The following is a 5,720-nucleotide window of genomic DNA, read 5'->3' as shown; positions in this document are numbered from 1 at the left end:
GCCAGGCGGCCGAACACCCAACGGCCGGGCTCGTCGGGGTGCTCGGGGTCGGGGAACGTGCGAGCGCAGCCCGCGAGCGCGCCCTCGGCGTCGTAGAGGGTCACGTGGAGGGTGGCCGGGTGCTCGTCGAGGCTGTCGAACTCGTTCGCAAAGCCCTGCTCCTCCATGAACACGCGCGTGCGCACGATGCGCGCGTCCGCGAAGTTTCCCTGCTCGAACCGGTATTCCATGGCGTTTCCTTTCCGTAAGGTGCAGGCGTCCACGATACCACAGGGCGCACGGCGGACGGGGCGCGCTTAACCGAACCTGCTTTTTACGAGGTCATGTGTGCTTTTTCTGCATAAGGAGCCACGCCTGGTCCGGGAGGCGCCGCGCAGGTCCTCCGTGCGGGCAAAAGGTGGTAGAATCGATTGATATGCAACCGTTTGGATATCGAACAGGAAAGATGCGCACCATGCAAATTCGCGAACAACTTGAACAGCTGATCGACGCGGCCGTCGCGGCTGCGTGCAAGGACGGATCGCTCGAGCTCGAGCAGGCTCCCGAGGCGGCGCTCGAGCGCCCGCGCGACGAGGCCAACGGCGACTGGGCGTCCACCGTCGCCATGCGCTCGGCCAAGCTCGCCAAGAAGAACCCGCGCGAGATCGCCCAGATCATCGTCGACCACCTGCCCGAGAACGACCTCGTGCAGAGCGTGGACATCGCCGGCCCCGGCTTCATCAACATCCGCCTGGCACCGTCGGCCCTGCAGGGCGTGGCCGCCCAGGCGCGCGCCGAGAAGGGCGACTTCGGCCGCGGCACCATCCCCGAGGGCGAGCGCAAGATCAACCTCGAGTACATCTCCGCTAACCCGACCGGCCCGTTGCACGTGGGCCACGGCCGCTGGGCTGCGCTCGGCGATGCCACGGCGCGCGTCATGCGCCACGCCGGCTACGACGTGTTCGAGGAGTTCTACATCAACGACGCGGGCACGCAGATGGACAACTTCGGCGAGTCGGTGGCGGTGCGCTACCAGCAGCTGCTCGGCCGCGACGTGGAGATGCCGGAGGCGTGCTACGCCGGCTCCTACGTGAAGGACATCGCGCAGGCCATCATCGACGAGGACGGCGACAAATGGCTCGACGCCGACCCGAAGGAGCGCATGGAGAACTTCCGCGAGCGCGCCTACGCCTACGAGCTGGCCGAGCAGCATCGCGTGACCGAGCGCTTCGGCACCACGTTCGAGTGCTGGTTCAGCGAGCGCAGCCTGTACGTGCCCGACGAGACCGGCAAGAGCGCGGTCGACCGCAGCCTCGAGGCCATGGACGCCAAGGGCTACATCTACGTCAAGGATGGCGCCACCTGGTTCAAGTCGAGCGCGTTCGACGACGAGAAGGACCGCGTGCTCATCAAGGCCAACGGCGAGATGACGTACTTCATGAGCGATGTGGCGTACCACTACAACAAGATGGAACGCGGCTTCGACCACCTCATCAACATCTGGGGTGCCGACCACCACGGCTACATCGCCCGCTGCGAGGCCATGCTGGCCGCGTGGGGCTGGCCCGGCGCGCTGGAGATCATGCTCGGCCAGCTGGTGAACCTGTTCCGCGACGGCGAGGCCGTGCGCATGTCCAAGCGCACCGGCGAGATGATCACGTTCGAGGAGCTCATCGACGAGGTGGGCGTGGACGCGACCCGCTACCTCATGCTGGCGAAGTCCTCCGACCAGCCCATCGACTTCGACATCGAGGTGGCGAAGAAGAAGGACGCATCGAACCCGGTGTACTACGTGCAGTACGCGCACGCCCGCATCTGCTCCATCCTGCGCAAGGCGGCCGACCCCGCCGACGCCGCGGCCGCCGAGGCCGGCGAGATGAGCATGGACGAGCTGGCCGCGAAGGTGATCCCGGCCGACGTGGACCTGTCGCCGCTCACGCACGAGTCCGAGCTCGCGCTCATGCGCAAGATGGACGACTTCGGACCGCTCGTGGCCCAGGCCGCCCGCGACCGCGCCGCGTTCCGCCTGACGCACTACGCGCAGGACCTCGCGTCGCTGTTCCACTCGTTCTACACGAACTGCCACGTCATCGGCGAGGAGGAGGCCGTTACGAACGCGCGCCTCGCGCTCGTGGACGCCACCCGCATCGTGCTGGCGAAGACGCTCGACCTCCTGGGCGTCACCGCTCCGGCGAAGATGTAGACACGACTACCGGCGATTCGAAGGGCTGCCCCGCGGGGCGGCCCTTTTTTGGTGCGCGGGAGGGGCTTTCTTCATATCAGCCGGCCGAGCGCGTGCTTGCAGGGGAGGCCGCCCCGGCGCACACGGTCGACCTCGGGGACTTCCGCATGCGCCGGAGGGCTCTTCCGGCGCATGCGTCCTCGGCCGGCTGATGAAGGAGGAGGCCAGTTTTCCCTTCACCAGCCGGCGTTGCCTCTTCGCCGTCCGTCACACGTTGTCCTCGAGGTCCACCTGCATCAGGTACACGTTCTCGCGGAGGCGCTTCGCGGAGGCGCGGCAGAGGTCGCCCTCCTCGTAGCGGGTCTGGATCTGCTCCAGCTCCAAGCGCAGCCCCAAACGCTCCACGTCCATCGCCAGCGCGCCGGTGCGGGCGAGCGCGGTGATGGAGGGGTTCGCGTTGCGCAGCACCGAGATGGTGCGCTGGTACTCCATGACCAGCGCGCTCACGTCCTCGGCAGGCTCGTTGCACTCCGGCGAGGTCAGCATGGCCTGCAGCTTCCCGACGACGTGCTCGGAGCCCTTGATCTGCAGCTCGCGGATGGCCTGCGTGCGCTCGGTGGGGCTCACGCCGGGCAGGCCGTTGAGCAGCCGGTGCCATCCGGTGCGGGCCAGCGCGCGCAGCCGCAGGTAGGCGTTCTGCAGCGACCAACGACCCGCATGGTGCTTCAGCAGGTTCTCTATGTGCGCGAGGCGGCTTAGGTACTGGTAGCCCACGAGGGGGTAGACCTCCTCGGCCTCGATGAGCTTCAGCACGTAGTCCTGCTCCCAATCGAGCGCGCGCAGCCGCAGGGCGGTGTTCGGCTCGTCCAGAATGTCGTTGCTGTTCTTGATGCGCGCGATGCGCTGGTTGTACGAGTGGATGACCGTCTGCGTGGCCGCGCGGTTCTCGGGCGTCTGGCGCGCGGCCAGCTCCTCTATCACGGCGCGCAGTATCTCCAGGCTCACCTGGGTCTCGTCGCAGCGCAGATCCTCGTCGGTCGGGGGCTTCCTCGGCGCCAGCAGCGGCACCACGAACGTGGCCAACAGCAGCGTGACCACGATGACGCCGCAGGCCAGGAATATGATGAGCTCGCGCTGGGGGAAGGCCACCACGCCGCGCAGCGGGTCGAGGTACGTCACCGGTATGGTCAGCACCACGGCCAGCGTGATGGTGCCCTTCGGCCCGCCCAGCGCCATGACCAGCGACGAGCGCACGTCGGCGCGCCATCCCGGCCGCTGCCCCTTCGGCGAGCGGTGCGAATGGTAGCGCTCCATGGCGAGCAGCCACACGAAGCGCACCGCCACGTAGATGAGCGTGAGCAGCAGGATGTAGCCGATGAGCACGCCGTTGTCGATGCTCACGTCGTCCCAGGTGCCCTGCATGGCCTTCGGGAGCTGCGTGCCCAGGAACACGAACACGATGCCGTTGAGCGCGAACGACAGCACGCGCCACACGCTGGACGACACGATGTTCATGCGCGAGATGGACGGCCCGATGGTGCGCGGCGATATGACGTTCACCAGGCCCGCCGCCACCACGGCGATGATGCCGCTCGTGCCCAGCTGGTTGGCCACGAGGTACACGATGAACGGCGTGAAAACCTCGAACAGCACGTGGAACGTGGTGTTCTCGAGCCCCCACGAGCGCACGCGCCGGACGAGGAAGTTGCCCAGGTACCCGAGCGCCAGGCCGATGGCGATGCCGCCGAAGAAGCTCACGACGAAGTCGAGCGAGGCGTTCAGCAGCGAGAACGTGCCCGTGGTGGCGGCGGCGAGCGCGAACTGGAACGCCACGATGCCCGAGGCGTCGTTGATGAGCGACTCGCCCTCCAGGATGCTCTTGTCGCGCGGCGCGATGTCCGTCTCCTTCGACAGCGATGCCACGGCCACGGCGTCGGTGGGCCCGAGCGCGGCGCCCAGCGCGAAGGCGGCGAACAGGCCGATGGAGGGCTCGAGCCATTCGACGGCGAACCCGATGATGAGGGCGGTGACCACCACCAGGCCGATGGCCAGCGACAGCACGGGCCGGCGGTTCTTCCACAGCGCGCCCTTGTCCACGTTCTTGGCCTCGTCGAACAGAAGCGGCGCGATGAACAGCACGAGGAACAGGTCGGGGTCGAGCGTGATGTTGATCTGCGAGGGAGCGAACAGGGCGATGAGCAGGCCCAATCCGATCTGGATGAGGGGGGAGGAAACCTTGGGGACAAGCTGGTCGATCACCGAGGAGAGCAGGACGGCCGCGAGCATGAGCAGTGCGAGCACGAGTGCCTCCACCGATCGCCCTCCTTACGTTGCGTTGCTTTCCGGGATGCCGGGCCGAGGGGCCGGCCCCTTCATTGTAACCGACCGCCGAGCGGGGGCGCCCGTCAAAGGCGAGGGTTTTTCATGTGGTTACGCGGGCCCCGCAACGCCTTGGGAGCCGATCCCCGCCGCGGACTCCTCCTGTATGAGCGCGACGCTGGCCTTGATGTGCAGCGTGTAGGCCACGGCCGCCGTGGAGGCCAGCACCAGGTCGCGCTCGAAGTCGCCGGGGGCGTCGCCGCTCGCGAGGCCCTGGGGGCTGGCGGGGCGAGCTCCGAACAGCGCGCGGACGGCCGCCTCGAACGCATCGCAGTAGTAGTCGTAGGCCACGCCCGTGTCGAACGTTGCTATCTGGCGGCGTATGAGCAGGTTGATCTCCGAGAGCGAGAACTTCTGCTTCAGGGTGCAGATGACCACGAGGTAGGCCACGTGGGCGCGCGTGTACTTCTTGCCGGTGGCGGCCGCCAGCACGCCCTGCTTCACGTAGTTGTTCACCATCGAGCGCGTGATGATCTTCTCGTCGGGCTGGTAGAGGGGCGCAAGCGTATCCTCGAGGAAGCCCACGAGCTGGTCCATGTACAGGTCGATGCGGGGGATCTCCCCGTAGCGGGGCAAGTGCAGCTCGAGAAGCCGCTGGGCGTAGGGCGTTGCGCTGACGTCTTTCATGGGCCGTGCCTTCCGGTTCGTGCGCTTTTGCGTGCCGTATCGGGGGAGCATAGCAAGAAAGGGTTTCTGCGTCAATTATTACAACTTGTTGACATGGTGACGTTAAGCACGTAATCTAGTTTTTAATACAAGATAGAGAAGCACCCGATCGAAAGCAGGCCCCCATGGAATCCTCACGCATCGCGCTCGTCGTCGACTCGTGCACGGACGTTCCCCCCGAGGATATCGAGCGCTTCGGCATGTACGTGGTGCCGCTGCAGGTGAACTACCGGGACGAGACGTTCCTGGACAAGGTCACCATCACGCCCCAGCAGGTGTACGACCGCTTTGCCGAGGAAGTGCCCACCACGTCCACGCCCACGCCGGCCGTGGCGCGCGAGGTGCTGGAGCGCGTGGTGGCCGACGGTTACGAGCAGGCCGTCGTCGTCACCATTTCGAGCGGGCTCTCGGCCACCTACGACCTCATGCGCTCGGTGGCGTCGGGGGTGGCCGGGCTGGAGTGCGCCATCGTGGACACGCGCAGCATCGGCATGGGCGCCGGGCTCGTGGCGCT

The 5,720-nt window shown here is 66.9% G+C and carries 5 protein-coding genes; 2 read left to right on the top strand and 3 right to left on the bottom strand.

Translation table 11 applies throughout. From position 1 onward, the window contains the following. A partial coding sequence (locus tag GPA_RS01325) for a GCN5 family acetyltransferase (RefSeq protein WP_041239915.1) occupies nucleotides 1-230 on the bottom strand: 230 nt, incomplete at its 3' end. 224 nt (nucleotides 231-454) lie between these two features. Here GPA_RS01325 and argS point away from each other — a divergent pair. After that, the gene (gene argS / locus GPA_RS01320) at nucleotides 455-2,182 is read left to right on the top strand and encodes an arginine--tRNA ligase (protein WP_041239914.1); all 1,728 of its coding nucleotides are present in this window, start codon (nucleotides 455-457) and stop codon (nucleotides 2,180-2,182) included. A gap of 246 nt (nucleotides 2,183-2,428) precedes the next feature. Here argS and GPA_RS01315 read toward each other — a convergent pair whose 3' ends face one another. Together GPA_RS01315 and GPA_RS01310 are read right to left on the bottom strand one after the other, a co-directional pair. Continuing rightward, entirely contained in the window at nucleotides 2,429-4,474 is a 2,046-nt protein-coding gene (locus GPA_RS01315; protein WP_041238746.1) for a Na+/H+ antiporter, read from the bottom strand. Nucleotides 4,475-4,591: 117 nt separating this feature from the next. Further along, nucleotides 4,592-5,167: a DUF1836 domain-containing protein gene (locus tag GPA_RS01310; RefSeq protein WP_015538721.1), complete on the bottom strand. Its 576-nt coding sequence runs from the start codon at nucleotides 5,165-5,167 to the stop codon at nucleotides 4,592-4,594. 164 nt (nucleotides 5,168-5,331) lie between these two features. Here GPA_RS01310 and GPA_RS01305 point away from each other — a divergent pair. Continuing rightward, nucleotides 5,332-5,720: DegV family protein (locus tag GPA_RS01305; RefSeq protein ID WP_041239912.1), on the top strand; the 389-nt coding region annotated here is incomplete at its 3' end.

The organism is Gordonibacter pamelaeae 7-10-1-b, from assembly GCF_000210055.1.
In the GTDB taxonomy this organism is placed as follows: Bacteria; Actinomycetota; Coriobacteriia; order Coriobacteriales; family Eggerthellaceae; genus Gordonibacter; species Gordonibacter pamelaeae.
The sequence above is the reverse complement of the archived record's forward strand: the minus strand, read 5'-3'. Positions and strand labels throughout refer to the sequence as shown.